The organism is Streptomyces sp. NPDC058195, assembly GCF_042883525.1.
Taxonomy (GTDB): domain Bacteria; phylum Actinomycetota; class Actinomycetes; order Streptomycetales; family Streptomycetaceae; genus Streptomyces.
Genome location: NZ_JBHVVM010000030.1, coordinates 1 through 15,490 on the forward strand (window position 1 = coordinate 1; position 15,490 = coordinate 15,490).

At 72.3% G+C, this 15,490-nt stretch carries 13 protein-coding genes; 6 read left to right on the forward strand and 7 right to left on the reverse strand.

Features of this window, described 5'->3' with window-relative positions; translation table 11 throughout:
• Positions 1-408: 408 nt before the first annotated feature.
• Both ACFVWY_RS29090 and ptsP read left to right on the forward strand, forming a co-directional pair.
• Complete coding sequence (locus ACFVWY_RS29090) at positions 409-858, forward strand: PTS glucose transporter subunit IIA (RefSeq protein ID WP_389877632.1); 450 nt, start codon at positions 409-411, stop codon at positions 856-858.
• Between the two features lie 76 nt (positions 859-934).
• Positions 935-2,605, forward strand: coding sequence for a phosphoenolpyruvate--protein phosphotransferase (gene ptsP / locus ACFVWY_RS29095; RefSeq protein WP_389877634.1), 1,671 nt, complete (start codon positions 935-937; stop codon positions 2,603-2,605).
• A 58-nt stretch (positions 2,606-2,663) separates the two neighbouring features.
• Here ptsP and ACFVWY_RS29100 read toward each other — a convergent pair whose 3' ends face one another.
• The gene (locus ACFVWY_RS29100; protein ID WP_389877635.1) at positions 2,664-3,599 is read right to left on the reverse strand and encodes a hypothetical protein; all 936 of its coding nucleotides are present in this window, start codon (positions 3,597-3,599) and stop codon (positions 2,664-2,666) included.
• A gap of 88 nt (positions 3,600-3,687) precedes the next feature.
• On the reverse strand, positions 3,688-5,664 hold the full coding sequence (locus tag ACFVWY_RS29105) for an acetoacetate--CoA ligase (protein ID WP_389877636.1): 1,977 nt from the start codon (positions 5,662-5,664) through the stop codon (positions 3,688-3,690).
• Positions 5,665-5,897: 233 nt separating this feature from the next.
• Here ACFVWY_RS29105 and ACFVWY_RS29110 point away from each other — a divergent pair, with 233 nt between their 5' ends.
• Positions 5,898-8,258, forward strand: a complete 2,361-nt coding sequence (locus tag ACFVWY_RS29110; RefSeq protein ID WP_389877638.1) for a glycoside hydrolase family 31 protein — start codon at positions 5,898-5,900, stop codon at positions 8,256-8,258.
• Positions 8,259-8,300: 42 nt separating this feature from the next.
• Here the strand turns inward: ACFVWY_RS29110 and ACFVWY_RS29115 are convergent, their stop codons facing one another.
• A complete protein-coding gene (locus tag ACFVWY_RS29115; protein WP_389877640.1) occupies positions 8,301-8,837 on the reverse strand; it encodes an NUDIX domain-containing protein in 537 nt (178 codons plus the stop codon).
• Between the two features lie 57 nt (positions 8,838-8,894).
• On the opposite strand from ACFVWY_RS29115, the gene ACFVWY_RS29120 reads away from it, so the two are divergent.
• Together ACFVWY_RS29120 and ACFVWY_RS29125 are read left to right on the forward strand one after the other, a co-directional pair.
• Positions 8,895-9,701, forward strand: coding sequence for a M15 family metallopeptidase (locus ACFVWY_RS29120; RefSeq protein ID WP_389877642.1), 807 nt, complete (start codon positions 8,895-8,897; stop codon positions 9,699-9,701).
• 116 nt (positions 9,702-9,817) lie between these two features.
• Positions 9,818-10,195, forward strand: a complete 378-nt coding sequence (locus tag ACFVWY_RS29125) for an Mpo1-like protein (protein WP_389877643.1) — start codon at positions 9,818-9,820, stop codon at positions 10,193-10,195.
• Positions 10,196-10,212: 17 nt separating this feature from the next.
• Here the strand turns inward: ACFVWY_RS29125 and ACFVWY_RS29130 are convergent, their stop codons facing one another.
• The 4 genes from ACFVWY_RS29130 to ACFVWY_RS29145 are packed head-to-tail and all read right to left on the reverse strand — an operon-like array spanning position 10,213 to position 14,473.
• Positions 10,213-10,818 (reverse strand): ATP/GTP-binding protein, encoded by a 606-nt coding sequence (locus ACFVWY_RS29130; RefSeq protein ID WP_389877644.1) that lies wholly within the window; start codon positions 10,816-10,818, stop codon positions 10,213-10,215.
• Positions 10,799-11,221: a DUF742 domain-containing protein gene (locus tag ACFVWY_RS29135; RefSeq protein WP_389877645.1), complete on the reverse strand. Its 423-nt coding sequence runs from the start codon at positions 11,219-11,221 to the stop codon at positions 10,799-10,801. Before ACFVWY_RS29135 ends, ACFVWY_RS29130 begins: the two co-directional genes overlap by 20 nt.
• Positions 11,222-11,228: 7 nt before the next feature.
• A complete protein-coding gene (locus ACFVWY_RS29140) occupies positions 11,229-11,672 on the reverse strand; it encodes a roadblock/LC7 domain-containing protein (protein WP_389877646.1) in 444 nt (147 codons plus the stop codon).
• Positions 11,669-14,473 carry a nitrate- and nitrite sensing domain-containing protein gene (locus tag ACFVWY_RS29145; protein WP_389877781.1) on the reverse strand — a complete coding sequence of 935 codons (2,805 nt, stop codon included), beginning with the start codon at positions 14,471-14,473 and terminating at the stop codon, positions 11,669-11,671. Before ACFVWY_RS29145 ends, ACFVWY_RS29140 begins: the two co-directional genes overlap by 4 nt.
• A gap of 576 nt (positions 14,474-15,049) precedes the next feature.
• Between ACFVWY_RS29145 and ACFVWY_RS29150 the strand changes: the two genes are divergently transcribed.
• Positions 15,050-15,475, forward strand: a complete 426-nt coding sequence (locus ACFVWY_RS29150; RefSeq protein WP_389877647.1) for a hypothetical protein — start codon at positions 15,050-15,052, stop codon at positions 15,473-15,475.
• Positions 15,476-15,490 lie beyond the last annotated feature (15 nt).

Genomic DNA, 15,490 nt, shown 5'->3' on the forward strand with positions numbered 1-15,490 from the left:
CGTTTCCGACTCTATCAGACTCTTTCGAGTGCCGATTCCCAGTCGAAGCGGGATTCGCTTTCCAGTTCCTCGCTTCCGCGATTCCCTTTCCGGCGAGTCCGACTCTATCAGGCCCTTTCTCTTTCCTTGACCAGCCCCCGCAGACATACGGGTGCCACTTCGCAGTTAGAGCAAATGCTTGAAAGTCGCCACCGGCCCTCGACTCAAAGTCACACTGGGGCCAGGCAGGAGTACGACAGTACAGGCAGCCGGGAGTCGAGGCAAATCGTTTCCGGTGTGACGCTAAGGCCGCGTATCGGCAGGACTCGGGCAGAACCGGGACTTCTTATGACTTACGCTGCTGAACAGCACGTCGTCCTCCACAGACGGTGACGACGCCCATCAAGCTCCGCCCCTGGGAGGCTCCCTATGACCACTGTGACGTCCCCACTTGCCGGACAGGCGATCGGGCTGGCCGCGGTACCGGATCCGGTCTTCTCCGGCGCGATGGTGGGGCCCGGCACCGCCATCGATCCCGTGCGCGAGCCGTCCGAGGCCGTGTCGCCGGTCGACGGCATCATCGTCTCCCTGCACCCGCACGCGTTCGTCGTCGTGGACACGGACGGGCACGGGGTACTCACCCACCTCGGCATCGACACCGTTCAGCTCAACGGCGAGGGCTTCGAGCTGCTCGTGAACAAGGGAGACACCGTCACCCGTGGTCAGGGCATCGTGCGCTGGAACCCCGCGGCTGTCGAGGAGGCCGGCAAGTCGCCGGTGTGCCCGGTCGTCGCGCTGGAGGCCACCGTCGGCTCCCTCTCCGATGTGCGCGAGGACGGTGACGTGAAGGTCGGCGACTCCTTGTTCGGCTGGCAGTGACAAGCCCGGCCCGATGACGGCCGGCTGGATATCCACCGCGGAGGCACGGGCCGCCGCACGACCGGAGACGGGTGACATGGAGACAACGCTGCGAGGTGTCGGCGTGAGCCACGGGGTGGCGATCGGCGAGGTGCGTCACATGGGGACTGCGGTGCTCGAACCGCCGGCCAAGCAGATTCCGGCGGAGGACGCCGAGCGCGAACAGGGGCGCGCCCGGCAGGCCGTCGAAGCCGTGGCGGCCGATCTGATCGCGCGCGGCAATCTGGCCGGGGGCGAGGCCCAGCATGTGCTGGAGGCCCAGGCCATGATGGCGCAGGATCCCGAGCTGATCGCCGACGTGGAACGCCGTATCGCCGTCGGCAGCACCGCCGAGCGCGGTGTCTACGACGCGTTCGCCTCGTACCGGGCACTGCTCGCCAATGCCGGGGAGTACCTGGCGGGGCGTGTCGCCGACCTCGACGACGTACGCAACCGGATCGTGGCCCGGCTGCTCGGGGTGCCGATGCCCGGGGTGCCGGACAGTGATGAGCCCTATGTGCTGATCGCCCGGGACCTGGCGCCCGCGGACACGGCGCTGCTCGACCCGGCCCTGGTGCTCGGCTTCGTGACCGAGGAGGGCGGCCCGACCAGCCACAGCGCCATTCTCGCCCGTGCCCTCGGGGTACCGGCCGTCGTGGCACTGCCCGGTGCGGGTGAACTCGCCGAGGGCACGGTCATCGCCGTGGACGGCAGCACCGGTGAGATCTTCGTCGAGCCGAGCGCCGAGAAGCGCGCGGAGATGGAGAGCGCCGCCGCCGCGCGCAGGGCCGCACTGTCGGCTGCCTCCGGCCCGGGCGCGACCTCCGACGGTCACCGGATCCCGCTGCTCGCCAACGTCGGCGGGCCCAGCGACGTACCGGCGGCGGTCGAGGCCGGCGCGGAGGGCGTGGGGCTGTTCCGTACCGAGTTCCTGTTCCTGGACGACAGCAGCCGGGCGCCGTCCGAGGAGAAGCAGATCGCGGCGTACCGGGCGGTGCTGGAGGCCTTTCCCGAGGGGCGGGTCGTCGTACGGGTGCTGGATGCCGGGGCCGACAAGCCGCTGGACTTCCTGACCCCCGCGGACGAGCCGAATCCGGCGCTGGGCGTGCGCGGGCTGCGGAGTCTGCTGGACCACCCGGAGGTGCTGTCCACCCAGCTGACCGCGCTGTCGAAGGCGGCCGAGGGTCTGCCCGTGCACCTTGAGGTCATGGCGCCGATGGTGGCGGACCGGGCGGACGCCAGGGCCTTCGCCGACGCCTGCCGCGCGGCGGGCCTCCAGGCGAAGTTCGGTGCGATGGTGGAGATCCCGTCCGCCGCGCTGCGGGCGCGTTCGATCCTGCGGGAGGTGGAGTTCCTCTCGCTGGGCACCAATGACCTGGCGCAGTACACCTTCGCCGCCGACCGGCAGGTCGGCGCCGTGTCCCGGCTGCAGGACCCGTGGCAGCCCGCGCTGCTCGATCTGGTCGCGCTGTCGGCGGAGGCGGCCCGGACCGAGGGCAGGAGCTGCGGCGTCTGTGGTGAGGCAGCCTCCGATCCGCTGCTGGCCTGTGTCCTGACCGGGCTGGGTGTGACGTCTCTGTCGATGGGCGCGGCCTCCATTCCCTATGTGCGTGCCACGCTGGCGAAGTACACGCTCGCGCAGTGCGAGCGTGCCGCGTCGGCCGCACGGGCGGCCGACTCCGCCGAGGAGGCCCGGATCGCGGCTCAGGGTGTGCTCTCGGGCGAGTAGCGTCCGTGGTGGTGAAGGGGCTCCCCGCCCGATGGTGGCGGGGAGCCCCTTCGGTGTGTCAGTGGTGCGCTCCCGGTTCGTCGGCACCGATATCGAAGCCCGCGCAGTACTCCACGTGCGACTCCGGGGCGATCGGTTCGCCGGTCTCGGCGTCAGTGCAGTAGGCGTCGAAGACCTCACCGGCGCTGAGCGGGAGGAGGCTGCCCCGCTTCAGCCGCCAGCCGTGCACTCGCTCCCCCGTGCCCGGACGGCTGGTACGGAGCACGAGCCCGGCGGGCTTGTCGAGGGCGATGGCCATCGCGAGCACCGTCACGAACTCGGCGCCCTCCTCGGAGCCGATCCGCGCCGGTCCGGCGGTGTCGCGTTCGGTGTACAGGACGGCGGCCAGGTGTGCACCCTCGGCCGGGGTACTGCAGACCATGTGGTGGGTGCCGGGGCCCGCCGCCTCCAGGACGCGGAGCAGCAGGTGCGAGGCCCGGTCGAAGGCGGAGTGCCCGATGTCCTGGCCGCAGTCCGCGCACGCGCCGACGCCGGCCAGGCGCGCCGTGGCGTACTCCCAGGTGGCGCGGCGGGCGGCCCGGTCGGCCAGGAGCGGGATCAGGCTGTCGAGGCCCTGCCCGGTGTAGGTGACGGTGGCCCCGGCGGAGGCGATCTCGGCGGTGAAGCGGCTGCGGCTGGCCGGGGTGTCGGGTGCGAGCCCCGTCCCGGCGCAGAACGCGGCGTACTCCTCGGGGTCGAAGAGTGCGACCGTGGTGTGCACGCCGCGTGCGGAAAGGTGTTTCAGCAGGCTTTCGACCTGCTGGAGATAGAGGGTGTGGTCGTCGAAGGTGAAGGTGCGGTAGCGCCGCATCGCCGCGAAGTCCTGCTCGTCGGCCAGCAGGCCGATGGTGCTGGGTGCTTCGCGGCGCAGCGCGCGGCGCATGGACGCGGCCGACCGGCTGTGCCGGTTCGGCCGGCCCGTGGTGTTCTTCCCGTTGTGCGTGGTGTGCGCCATGACTCCCCCGGTACGCTGTCGATCAATGCTCACTCAGAGTAATCACGAGCACTGACAGTGCGGACGGGTGTGACGCGGCCGGGGGGCGTCAGGAGGACTTGCGGGCCAGTTCCACGTAGAAGTGGAGGAGCTCGATCTTGTCGACCGAGCCGGGGTTGACCGCTTTGGCCAGGGGCGTTCCCTGGAGCAGGCGCTTGACCGGGACCTCGATGCGCTTGCCGGTGAGGGTGTGCGGGATGCCGGGGACCTCGATGACCTCGTCCGGGACGTGGCGCGGGGAGAGGTTCTCCCGGATGGTGCGCTTGATGCTGTCGCGCAGTGCGTCGTCCAGCCGGGCGCCGTCGGCGAGGTGGACGAAGAGCGGCATCCAGTAGCCCCCGTCGGGCTGCTCGATGCCGACGACGAGGGACTCACGGATCTCGGGGAGCCGTTCGACGGCCTCGTAGATGTCCGAGGAGCCCATCCGGACGCCCTGGCGGTTGAGCGTGGAGTCGGAGCGGCCGTGGATGACGACGGAGCCGCGGTCGGTGAGGGTGATCCAGTCGCCGTGGCGCCAGACTCCGGGGTACATGTCGAAGTAGCTGTCGTGGTAGCGGCTGCCGTCGGGGTCGTTCCAGAAGCGGACGGGCATGGAGGGCATGGGGGCGGTGACGACGAGTTCGCCGACCTCGCCGACGAGCGCGTTGCCCGCCGGATCCCAGGACCGCAGGTCCGTGCCGAGACAGGCGGCCTGGAGTTCGCCGATGTGGACCGGGAGGGTGGGGACCGCCCCGGCGAAACAGCTGCAGACGTCCGTACCGCCGCTGACGGAGGCGATCCAGAGGTCTTCGCCCACTTCGTCGTGGAGCCAGCGGAAGCCGCCGGGCGGGAGGGGGGATCCGGTGGTGGCGACGCACTGGACGCGGGAGAGGTCGAGGTCGCGGCCCGGGTGGATACCGGCCTTGCGGCAGGCCATGACGTAGGCGGCGGAGGTGCCGAAGAGGGTGGCCCCGGTCTGTTCGGCGACCCGCCACTGGGCGCTGACGTCGGGGTAGCCGGGGCTTCCGTCGTACAGGATGACCGTGGTGCCGGTGAGGAGGCCGGAGACCAGGAAGTTCCACATCATCCAGCCGGTGGAGGTGTACCAGAAGAACCGGTCCTCCGGCCCGAGGTCGCAGTGCAGGCCGAGCTGCTTGAAGTGCTCCAGGAGGATGCCGCCCTGGGACTGCACGATCGCCTTGGGGAGCCCGGTGGTGCCGGAGGAGTAGAGGACCCACAGCGGGTGGTCGAAGGGGACCTGCTCGAAGACCGGTTCGGTGTCCGCGGCGGTGACGGCGGACCATTCGAGGGCGCCCTCGGGGGCCTTGGTGCCCAGCAGCGGGATGTGGACGACGGCACGCAGGGTGGGCAGTTCCCGGCGCAGCTCGGCGACGGTGTCCGCGCGGTGGTGTTCCTTGCCGCCGTAGCGGTAGCCGTCGACGGTGAACAGGACGACGGGTTCGATCTGCTGGAAGCGGTCGAGGACGCTGCGGGCGCCGAAGTCCGGGGCGCAGGACGTCCAGACGGCGCCGACGGCCGCGGTGGCGAGGAGGGCGACGACGGCTTCGGGGATGTTGGGGAGGTAGCCGCTGACGCGGTCGCCGGGGGTGACGCCCAGGGCGCGGAGTTCGGCGGCGAGTGAGCCGACCCGGCGGCGGAGCTCGGACCAGGAGACGGGGACCTGGGTGTGGGTCTCGTCGACGTGGATCAGGGCGGGGGCGTCCGCGCGCAGCGGGTCCTCGGAGGTGCGCAGGGCGTGTTCGGCGTAGTTGAGGGTGGCGCCGGGGAACCACTGGGCGCCGGGCATGGCGCGGTCGGCGAGGACGGTCTCGTAGGGGGTGGAGAACCGTACGTCGAACCAGTCGGCGACGGCCTGCCAGAAGGTGTCGAGCTGGTCCACAGACCACTGGTGCAGCGCCGGGTAGCCGCCCTCGGCCGGTGCTCCGTAGCGCTGGGCGGCCCAGCTCTGGAAGCGGGTGACGGCGGCCGCGGCGATGCGGTCGGGGCCGGGCTGCCAGAGGGGGGTGTCGTTGGCTGCGGTGGTCATGGGGCGGCTCCCTGGCTCTGCGGGTACGCGGGGTGGGCGTGGGTCGCGCGCACGTGCCGGGGTGTGCGCGTGAGGCGGCCGTTACGGACGATGCCATGTGATCGTCTTTCGCACCAGGGTTCGCCACCCATGGTCACGGGTCCGGGCATGTGGTCCGGCCACGGGTCCTGGCGTGGGTGAACGGAAGTTGAACGGAGCCCATGTCCGCCCTGTTCGATGGCAGGGTGAGCCGCATGAACGGTCGTGACCTGGTGCGCTCGGTGAAGATAGTCGGTTCGGTGCGGGGGCTGCGTGCGGCGCGCTTCTCCTGGCGGCGCCGGGGCGCGGACGCGCGGGCGCTGCCGCCGCGCGGTGCGGAGCGGGCTCGGGTACCGGGTCCTGTGGTGGGTGCGGAGCCGGGGCCGGGCGGGGGTGTGGTGCGGTTCGCCCGTTCGGTGCTGCGGGTGCGGGTGGCGGTGGGGGGCGCGGTGTTCTGGGGCTGGGACGGGGCGGAGCCGCTCGCGTCGTACGCGCTGGCGGGTGCGGCGCCGGAGCCCGATCCGCGGGCGGTGCTGGAGCCGGACACGGACGGTGGCTGGCAGGTGGTCTCGGAGCGGCTGACCGTGGCGGTGTCCCGGCACGGGGCGGTGGAGCTGCGGACCCCCGGCGGGGTGGTGCTCCGGCGGGAGCTGCCGCCGCGCTGGTGGGAGCCGGTGTCGGGGGGTGGTGCCCGGTGGGTGCAGCGGTCCGAGGTGCCCGCGGACGCGCGGTTCTTCGGGCTCGGCGGCCGGGCGTCGGGGCCGCGGCTGCGGGACGGGGCGTACGAGTTGTGGAACACCGATCCCGGTGGCCGGTTCGGTCCGCAGGACGATCCGCTGTACCTGACGATGCCGGTGCAGCTGGTGGTCAGTGACGCGGGGACGCATCTGATGTTCCACGACAACTCCTGGCGGGGGCGGGTGACGCTGCGCGAGGGCGAGGAGGGCGCGGGCTCGGGGCACGACCGGCCGGGTACGTGCGAGGTGCGGATGGACGGCGGGCCGTTGCGCTGCTGGGTGGTGACGGGTACGCCTGCCCGGGTGCTGCGGGGGTGGGTGGCGCTCACGGGTGCTCCGGCGCTGCCGCCGGGCTGGGCGCTGGGTCCGCAGCACGCCCGGTGGGGTTTCGGGAGCGAGCGGGAGGTGCGGCGGGTGGTGGCCGGTTACCGGGAGCGGGGGCTGCCGCTGTCCGCACTGCATCTGGACATCGACCACTACGACGGGCACCGGGTGTTCACGGTGGACCCGGAGCGGTTTCCCGACCTGCCGGGGCTGGCGCAGGAGTTGCGGGAGGACGGCGTACGGCTGGTGTCGATCGTCGATCCGGCGGTGAAGGCGGAGCCGGGGAACGCGGTGTTCGACGCGGGGGCGGCGGTCGGGGACGGCGGGGCGTTCGTGCGGGACGCGCGGGGCCGGGTGGTGCGCGGGGAGGTGTGGCCGGGTGAGTGCGTGTTCCCGGACTTCACCGATCCGGCGGTGCGGGAGTGGTGGGGCGGTCTGTACGAGGAGCGGCTGGCGCGGGGCTTCTCGGGGGTGTGGCACGACATGAACGAACCGGTGTCGTTCGCGGCGTTCGGCGATCCGACACTGCCCCGGTCAGCGCGGCACGCGCTGGAGGGCCGTGGCGGCGATCACCGGGAGGCCCACAACGTGTACGCGCTGGCGATGGCGCGTGCCGGGTACGAGGGGCTGCGGCGGCTGCGTCCGGCGGAGCGTCCCTTCCTGTTCTCGCGGTCCGGATGGGCGGGGATGCAGCGGTACGGGGGGACCTGGTCCGGTGATGTGGCGACCGGCTGGCCGGGGTTGCGGGCCTCGTTGGCGCTGGTGCTGGGTCTGGGGCTGTGCGGGGTGCCGTACTCGGGGCCCGATGTGGGCGGGTTCGACGGGGCGCCGTCGCCGGAGCTGTATCTGCGGTGGTTCCAGCTGGGGGCGTATCTGCCGTTGTTCCGTACGCATGCGGCGATCGACGCGGGGCGGCGGGAGCCGTGGGAGTTCGGGCCCGAGGTGCTGGAGCACGCGCGGGCGGCGCTGGCGGAGCGGGACCGACTGCACCCGTATTTCGTGACGCTCTCGCGGCTGGCGGGGCTGACCGGTGCGCCGTATGTGCGGCCGCTGTGGTGGCGGTCGCCCGGGGACCGGGCGCTGCGGGACTGCGAGGACGCGTTCTTGCTGGGGGACGCGCTGCTGGTGGCTCCGGTGCTGGAGCGCGGCGCGGACCGGCGGGCGGTGCGGCTGCCGCGGGGGCGCTGGTACGACACGGCGACCGGTGCGGCGTACGAGGGCCCGGGGCAGGTGCTGCTGGACGCGCCCCTGTCGCGGATCCCGGTGCTGGCGCGGGCGGGTGCGGTGCTGCCGGTGCGGGGTGCGGACGGTGGGGTGGAACTGGAGGTGTGGGCTCCGGCGGCGGGGCGGCGCGGGGGCGGGGTGGTGGTCCGGGACGCGGGGGACGGCTGGGAGCGGGCGGAGGTCGAGCGGTACACCTCGCGGTGGGTGGACGGGCGGGTCGTGGTCGAGCGGGAGGGGGCCGGGGGGCCGGTGGGGTCGGCGGGCTGTCCGCTGCGGGTGCGGGGCCGGTAGGGCGGGTGCGCCCGGCGGGTGGGGAAGCCGGGCGCGGACCGGTCAGCGGTAGTGGCCGTCGAACCAGTTGCGGACGGCGCGGGTGTGCAGGGGGAATGCGAGTTCGGCGGGGGCACGCAGCAGGTGGTGGCCCGCCGTCTCGTCGGTGGGGCGCGCGGGCGGGAGGGCTGTGGCGGGGCGCTCGGGGAGGAGGCCGAAGAGCAGGAGGTGGCCGTCGGGGGCGCTGAGGGCGTCGGCGAGCCGGACGTCCCGTGCGTCGGCTTCGATGCCGGTCTCCTCGCCGAGTTCCCGTACGACCGCGTGCTTCCAGTCCTCGTCGTGGTCGATGTAGCCGCCGGGGAGGGCGAGGCCGCCGCGGTGGGGCGGGATGGTGCGGGTGATCACGACGAGGCCGGTGCGGCCGGGGCCGGTGACGGGCAGCAGGGCGACGGCGACCGGCAGCGGGTTGCGGTACGCGGTGGTGCCGCAGACGGCGCAGACGCGGGGCCAGGCGGCCGGTGGTGGGTCGAAGGGCGCCCCGCAGCTCGCGCAGTGGGAGTCCTTGAGGGGCTTGTCGGGCTTGCTCCGGAGTGCGGACACGCGCGGACTGTACCGGATCGCCGAACGAGGACCCCCTCACTGCTGGATTATGCGCTCATGACAAAACTTGGTTCCGCTCTCCGTGTCCTGGCGGCCGCTGCCGCCGCCCTGTTCGCCGTCAGCGCCGCCGCCCCCGCGGCGACGGCCGGGCCCGAGCCGAAGGCGCCCGCGGAGTTCGTCGCGCTGAGCTCGGTCGACCCGTCGATCATCCAGGAGATGCGCTACCCCACCGCCCACACCTTCATGGGTGTTGCGGTGGACGGCTACCGCCAGCCGCTCTGCATCCTGACCCGCCCCGCGGCGCGGGCACTGCACCGGGCACAGACCCGGCTGCTGCGCCAGGGCTACTCGCTGAAGGTGTACGACTGCTACCGGCCTCAGCGGGCGGTCGACCACTTCGTGCGGTGGGCGAAGGATCCGGACGACCAGTCCATGAAGGGCGAGTTCTACCCCCGGGTCGACAAGACGCGGCTGTTCGCGGACGGCTACATCGCGGAGAAGTCCGGGCACAGCCGCGGCAGCATGGTGGACCTGACGCTGGTGAGGCTGCCCGCCGCGCCGACCCCGCCGTACCGTCCGGGCGGTGAGCAGGTGCCCTGTTACGCGCCGGCCGCCGAGCGGTTCCCCGACAACTCGGTGGACATGGGCACCGGGTTCGACTGCTTCGACACGCTCTCCCACACCGACGATCCGCGCGTGCAGGGAGTGCAGCGCGCCCACCGGCAGTTCCTGAGGAAGACGCTCACCGAGGCCGGTTTCGTGAATCTGGCCGAGGAGTGGTGGCACTACACCTTCAAGCCGGAGCTGTTCCCGGACACCTACTTCGACTTCCCGGTGGCCCGCCGGTCCGTCGCCGGACACTGACGCCGCCCGCCTGAGCGGGCGCCGGGACCACCCCCGTGAGCCCCGGCCGCCCGCTCCTTCCTCTCGGACGCGGCAGGGGCGTTTCCGGTTGCCCTCCCAGCGGTTACGGTGCCGGTATGCCTGAGCAGACGTTCGATTCGTACGAGGAATTCTGGCCCTACTACGTGGCGATGCACTCGAAGGCCGCGACCCGGTGGGTCCATCTGACCGGCACCCTGACCGGGCTGGCGCTCACCGCCTACGGTCTGGCCCGGGGGCGCAAGCGGTATCTGGCCGCGTTGCCGCTGATCGGGTACGGAACCGCCTGGCCCGCGCACTTCCTGATCGAGAAGAACAACCCGGCCACCTTCGGGCATCCCGCCTGGTCGCTCCGCGGCGACGCGCAGATGATCCGGATGATGCTGGCGGGGCGCGACGAGGAGCTGGCGGAGACCGCCGCCACGTGGCTCGCGGAGAACCCCTGCCGGCAGGATTCCTGTCGCCCCCGGTCCTGACCGGCAGGGCGCTGCCGCTACGTCGTGGCCGGTTCGCGGCCGCGGGCGACGCGGGCGGCCGCGTGCTCGACGACGGCGACGAGCACGTCCCGTACAGAGGCGCGGTCGCGCGCGTCGCACATCAGCAGCGGCACCTCCGGGTCCAGGTCCAGCGCGGCCTGCACCGTCCCGGTGGGGAAGGTCTCGGCGCCCTCGAAGCAGTTGACGGCGACGGTGAAGGGGATCTTCCGGCGTTCGAAGTAGTCGACCGCCGCGAAGGAGTCCTCCAGCCTCCGGGTGTCCGCGAGCACGACGGCTCCCAGCGCGCCCTGGGCCAGCTCGTCCCAGAGGAACCAGAACCGGTCCTGCCCCGGGGTGCCGAAGAGGTACAGCACCAGATCCTCGCGCAGCGTGATCCGGCCGAAGTCCATGGCCACCGTGGTGGTGGTCTTCGCCTCCACCCCGGCCAGGTCGTCCACCGGACGGCCCGCCTCGCTGAGGGTCTCCTCCGTACGCAGCGGCCTGATCTCGCTGACCGCGCCGACCAGCGTCGTCTTGCCCACACCGAATCCGCCCGCCACCAGGATTTTCAGGGTAACGGGCTCCACGGGCCGCTTCTTGCGGCTAGAGCGCCCGAAGACCATTGATCACCTCGCGAAGAATGCTCACATCCGGCAGCTCGGCCGGCGGAACGGGACGGGTCACATGCACCAGCGCGTCCTCGACGAGATCGCCGACCAGCACCCGGACCACCCCGACGGGGAGGTCCAGGCCGGCCGCGAGCTCCGCGATCGACTGGGGCATGCCGTTGCAGAGTTCGACGATCTCCACGTGCTCCGGGGAGAGCGTCTGGTCCCGGCCGGGGTCGTCGGCCTCGGGTTCGGGTACGACGAGCGCGATCAGGTCGAGCCGATGGCGGGAGGCGCTGCTGGTACGGCCCCGGGTCATCGCGTACGGACGGACCACCGGCCCCGCCTCGTCGTCGTACCAGCGCGGGGCCTGCGGTTCGGTGGGCGTGGCCGGGTATCCGGGCGTGTCGGCGCTCACCGTCCACTCACCCCCCGGCGGACTGACCGGTCGTCCTGGGCGCGTTGGCGAGGTGGGCGCCGACACGCTTGACCATCAGCGTCATCTCGTACGCCACCAGGCCCACGTCGGAGTCCGCGTCGGCCAGCACCGCGAGGCAGCTGCCGTCACCGGCGGCCGTGACGAACAAGAACGCCTCGTCGAGTTCGACAACGGTCTGGCGGACCCTGCCCGCGTCGAAGTGACGTCCCACGCCCTTGGCGAGGCTGTGGAACCCGGAGGCGACGGCCGCCAGGTGCTCGCTGTCCTCGCGGGTCAGATCCTTCGAAGTGCCGGTGGCAAGGCCGTCGCTGGAGAGCACCAGCGCCTTGTGGATGCTGGCGACGCGTTCGACGAGCTCGTCGAGGAGCCAGTTGAGCTGGCCGGAGCCCTGGCGTGCGGCGGTGGTTACTGCGACGTTCGGTGCGGTCATCGACCGTCCCCTCCCGGAGTGGTTCCTTGTGCTGTGTCACCGGAGCCGGCCGTGTCCTCGGCGTTCTGCCGTCGGCCGCGCTGCCAGCCGCGCTGGAGCGAAGCCATGCGGCTGCGCACCTCCTCCGCATCACGCTCGACGTCCTGGTCTGGTTCCGTACGGTCCGGTTCGGCTTCGCGGACGGCAGACTCCTCGCGCAGTTGCGGGGCGAGGCTGGCCTGCCGGATGCGGCGGGGAAGCCCGCCCACGGTCTCCCGGGGGCGCGGAGCCGCGGTCTCCTCGGGCGCCGCGGTCCCGGTGGGTTTCCGGAAGCCGGTGGGCTGCCGGGGTTCGGTGGCCGCCCCGGGACGCGTGCGGTCGGCGTCCTGGGGTGTGCGGCTGGTGGCGGGCCCGTCCGTGTCGGCGGTCGCGAGGCGGGCGCGGCCCGCCCCGTCGACCCTGCGGCCGTTCTCGGCGACCAGGGTCGGCGGCGTGCGGCGGGGCAGCGGCACGGGGGCGCCGGGGCGGTCTCCGGCCGGCCGTCCGGGGGCCTGCTGGTGCTGTTCGCGCTCGGCGTCGCGCCGGAGGTCGCGGGCGCGGAAGATGCCGCCGCGTTCGCTCTCGGCCCCGTCGAGGTCGTCGGCGCCGCCCAGCAGAGGGTCGAGGAGGGGATCGAGGGCCGGGTCGCCGTCGAACCCGAGCGTTCCGACGGGGCCTTCGAGCTCGACGGGGCCGTCCAGGAGGGCCGGGTCGACCAGGCCGGTGGGAACGGGCGAGAGGCCCGGGGACCTGCCGGTGGTGCGGCGGTCCGGTGCGCCGGCCGCGCGGCCCCGGTCGTTGCCGGGCGCCGTGCCGGCGGGCCCGCCGCCGCTGCCGATGGCCCGCTCGGCACGGCGGTCGAGGCGGAAGCCGGTGCCGTGGGTCTCCGGGGCGTCGGTGAGCAGCGTCGCGGGGATGAAGACGACGGCCGTCGTGCCCCCGTACGGGGACTTCTGGAGCGAGACCCGGACGTTCTGACGCTGGGCGAGCCGGCTGACGACGAACAGGCCGAGCCGGTCGGTGTCGGAGAGCTCGAACTCGGGGGTCTCGGCGAGCCGGAGGTTGGCGTCCAGGAGGACGTCGGGCGTCATACCGAGGCCGCGGTCGTGGATCTCCAGGGTGAAGCCGTTGGCCACCCGCTCACCGTGCACCTGGACCGCGGTGTGCGGCGGCGAGAACACCGTGGCGTTCTCCAGGAGTTCGGCGATCAGGTGGGTGAGGTCGGCCACGGCCGGGCCGCCCACGCCGATGCGGGCCAGGCGGCGGACCTCGATCCGCTCGTAGTCCTCGACCTCGGCGACCGCGGCGCGCACCACGTCCATCAGCTGGATCGGCTTGCGCCACTGCCGTGAGGGGGCCGCGCCGGAGAGGATGACCAGCCCCTCGGCGTGGCGCCGCATGCGCGTGGTCAGGTGGTCGAGCCGGAAGAGGTCGGCGAGTTCGTCGGTGTTCTCGGTGCGGCGCTCCATCGCGTCCAGCAGCGTCAGCTGCCGGTGCAGCAGCACCTGGTTGCGGCGGGCGAGGTTGACGAAGACCTCGGAGACGCCGCGCCGCATGTCCGCCTGTTTGACGGCGGCTTCGACGGCGGCCCGCTGCAGGGTGTTGAGGGCCTGTCCGACCTGGCCGATCTCGTCCCGCTCGTACTGGAGGTGCGGGGCCTCCGTCTCGACGTCGACCTGCTCCCCGGCGGCGAGCCTGCGCATCACGCTGGGCAGTCGTATGCCGGAGACCTCGTGGGCGTCCTTGCGGAGCCGGGAGAGGTCGCGGATCAGCTCGCGGCCGATGCGTACGGAGACGAAGACCGAGCCGACCAGGGCGAGGAACCCGAGGACGCCGGCGATCCCGGCCTTGATCAGGACGCCGTACCCGGCCGGCTTGCCCCGTTCCTGGAAACGGCTGTTCATCTCCGTGGAGTCCTTGGCCAGCCGGTCCAGGACCGGGGGGGCCACCTCCTGCCAGCGCTCGGCGTCGACGGTCCGGGGGTCCTCGGTGGGACCGTCCTCGACGAGGGTCTTCTCCGCCGTGCGCAGCGGTTCGCTGTCCGGGCTCGCCCAGTACCGCTCCACGCGCTGGCGTTCCGAGGCGGGCAGCGCGTCCACGTTGATCTCGTAGAGCAGCTTGCGATTGGCCACCAGGTCGGAGACCTGGCGCAGTTCCTCGGTGGTGAGCCGCCCGGCGATCAGCGACGACGCGACCAGGGCGTCCTCGCGGGAGAGCATTTCGCGGGCCCGGGAAATTCCGGCCAGCGCCCGGACCTGCTTGTCCATCGACACGTTCTCCATCGTGCGGAGGCCGGTGAGGAAGCGGTAGCAGGGGTCGATGAGGCGGCCGTAGAACTCCATGGCCTTGGCACGGTCGATGGTTCGCTTGTCAACTGAATCACGGAGGGCGCCCAGCCCCTCGACCGTGGCGAGGATCGAGTTCAGCTGTGCGTCGTCCTCGGAACTGAGCGCTTTACGGATGTCCTTCTGCCGGGCGCCGTCCTTGACGCCGCCCAGGACCCGGTCGGTGGCCGCGCGCTGGCGTTCCAGCGACGGGAGCGCGTCGGAGGCCCTGGGGTCGGCGAGGAAGACCAGCGTCTGGCGGCGCTCGTCCTGGATCGCGCGGACGGTGTCCTCCAGCGGGTGACCGACCTGCTCCACGATCGTGCTCGCGCCCATGAGCTGGCGGGCCTCTCGCCCCGTCAGGTACGTGGCGAATCCCCAGAGCCCGGTGAGAGAGACGAGCGGCACCAGCAGCAGCGCCACGATCTTCCTGCGGATGGACTTCCCGCGAAAGCGCATGGACTCCCCCAGCTCGACACCCGCGGGGCGGGAGTCGTGTTTCGTCAACAAACGGCGCGAGCCTACTACCGACGGAGTAACAACTCGAAGGGTCGTCCGGGCGATTTTCAGCCGCGCTATCCTGCCCTGATCGTGGGTTGTCCTGGTATTGCGAGCGATGAAATTCGCGAAAGCGGCAGAAGAGGTCCTCTGTGGCTTGTTTGTGCCCGGCAGAGCAGTTGGCTGGAATTCTTCGCTTCGCGCCGCCTTGGGGGAATCTTCACCGTCGCACACTCGTCTCTCTGTACGGGGCAGGGGTAACACGTGGAGTGCCGGGGTCCGTTCGGCGGGATCATGATGGGTACCGGATTATCTGATCCGCCGGGCGGGCGTCCGGGACGGGAGCGCCGCGCGGCCGGACGGATCCGGCCCGCCCGCGTGGCCACGGCGCGCGCCGGGCAGCAACCCTGAAGTCGGACAGTGGTGGGGAGTTGAGGATCCTTGGAAACGGAACAGCGTCGCGGCGCGGTGCCGACGGCACCGGCCGCGGCGGCCGCTCCGGCGGCGACGGCGAGTCGGGCGACGGAAGCGGGTCCGGTGGCGGCGGGTCCTGCGAGCGACGGGGAGAAGATCCCCCGCCAGCAGCTGTGGGTGGAAGAGCCCGCGACACGGTGGCGGATGCCGGACCCGGTGCGCCGTTCCGCGGTGCGCGCCGTGCTCATCATGTCGCTGACGATCATTCAGGCCATGGTGGCGTTCCTGTGCACGCTGACCGAGTCCTGGCTGGCCTTCCCGATGGTGCTCAGCAGCGTGTCCAGCACCGTGGTCGCGACCTGGTCGGTGCTGGACGTCTGGGTCACCCGGCAGGTCTGGAACCAGCGCTACGGCGTCGTCTCGGTCCCGAGCAGCTCGGCGCGGCAGCTGCGCCGTGAGCGGCGCAGGGCACGGCGGGCGGCGCGGGCCGCGCAACGGGACGAAGCGCGGATACGCCGCCGGGGCGCGGAGAGGCTCTCGGGAGCCTGAGCCCCCTCGTCGTCG

What these genes read in the sequence shown, in the direction of transcription:
- ACFVWY_RS29090 (WP_389877632.1), top strand. Translation starts at nt 409, where the DNA reads ATGACCACTGTGACGTCCCCACTTGCCGGACAGGCGATCGGGCTGGCC.
- ptsP (WP_389877634.1), top strand. Translation starts at nt 935, where the DNA reads ATGGAGACAACGCTGCGAGGTGTCGGCGTGAGCCACGGGGTGGCGATC.
- ACFVWY_RS29100 (WP_389877635.1), bottom strand. Translation starts at nt 3,599, where the DNA reads ATGGCGCACACCACGCACAACGGGAAGAACACCACGGGCCGGCCGAAC.
- ACFVWY_RS29105 (WP_389877636.1), bottom strand. Translation starts at nt 5,664, where the DNA reads ATGACCACCGCAGCCAACGACACCCCCCTCTGGCAGCCCGGCCCCGAC.
- ACFVWY_RS29110 (WP_389877638.1), top strand. Translation starts at nt 5,898, where the DNA reads ATGAACGGTCGTGACCTGGTGCGCTCGGTGAAGATAGTCGGTTCGGTG.
- ACFVWY_RS29120 (WP_389877642.1), top strand. Translation starts at nt 8,895, where the DNA reads ATGACAAAACTTGGTTCCGCTCTCCGTGTCCTGGCGGCCGCTGCCGCC.
- ACFVWY_RS29125 (WP_389877643.1), top strand. Translation starts at nt 9,818, where the DNA reads ATGCCTGAGCAGACGTTCGATTCGTACGAGGAATTCTGGCCCTACTAC.
- ACFVWY_RS29130 (WP_389877644.1), bottom strand. Translation starts at nt 10,818, where the DNA reads ATGGTCTTCGGGCGCTCTAGCCGCAAGAAGCGGCCCGTGGAGCCCGTT.
- ACFVWY_RS29140 (WP_389877646.1), bottom strand. Translation starts at nt 11,672, where the DNA reads ATGACCGCACCGAACGTCGCAGTAACCACCGCCGCACGCCAGGGCTCC.
- ACFVWY_RS29145 (WP_389877781.1), bottom strand. Translation starts at nt 14,473, where the DNA reads ATGCGCTTTCGCGGGAAGTCCATCCGCAGGAAGATCGTGGCGCTGCTG.